This is a genomic window from Hymenobacter lapidiphilus, assembly GCF_003417065.2.
In the GTDB taxonomy this organism is placed as follows: domain Bacteria; phylum Bacteroidota; class Bacteroidia; order Cytophagales; family Hymenobacteraceae; genus Hymenobacter.
Window position 1 is genome coordinate 1 of sequence record NZ_QVLT01000073.1, and the last position, 572, is coordinate 572.

At 49.0% G+C, this 572-nt stretch carries 2 tRNA genes and 1 rRNA gene; all 3 read right to left on the reverse strand.

Annotated elements, in window-relative coordinates:
- Positions 1-226 precede the first annotated feature (226 nt).
- Positions 227-303 (reverse strand) — tRNA-Ala (locus D0N36_RS19240).
- Positions 304-337: 34 nt separating this feature from the next.
- Positions 338-411: transfer RNA gene (locus D0N36_RS19245), tRNA-Ile, on the reverse strand.
- 103 nt (positions 412-514) lie between these two features.
- A 16S ribosomal RNA gene (locus D0N36_RS19250) occupies positions 515-572 on the reverse strand; the annotation flags it as partial.

Consider the following 572-nt stretch of genomic DNA (forward strand, 5'->3'; position numbering starts at 1 on the left):
CCCTTCTCTACTTCTCGTAGAGCAACTGCCCGTAGGCAGTTGCGGCTCGGGTGACTAACCATAGGTTAATCACTCTTATTGCTTTCTTTTTCTTTTACTCTGTTTTCCTCTATGTCAAAGAACGTGTGCAGCCCCAATTGGCCTACAGGGTGAAATCGAACAGTTTCCTATTCTAATTTCGAAATTATTCTGTCACCTAGTAAATACCCGACTGGTATTTAGGTAATGGTGGAGAATAACGGAGTCGAACCGTTGACCCCCTGCGTGCAAGGCAGGTGCTCTAGCCAGCTGAGCTAATCCCCCGGTTGGTACCCGTTTAGCCTTTCGTTAAAGGCAGTGGGCCTGCCTGGACTCGAACCAGGGACCTCTACATTATCAGTGTAGCGCTCTAACCACCTGAGCTACAAGCCCGGCTCGACAAGCGGAGTCGAATCCGTGAAAATATTGAATGAGAGGAAAAGACGTTATCGGTAATCAATTAGAAGTCCACGAATCGAAGGTCGGATAGCTCCAGAAAGGAGGTGATCCAGCCGCACCTTCCGGTACGGCTACCTTGTTACGACTTAGCCCTA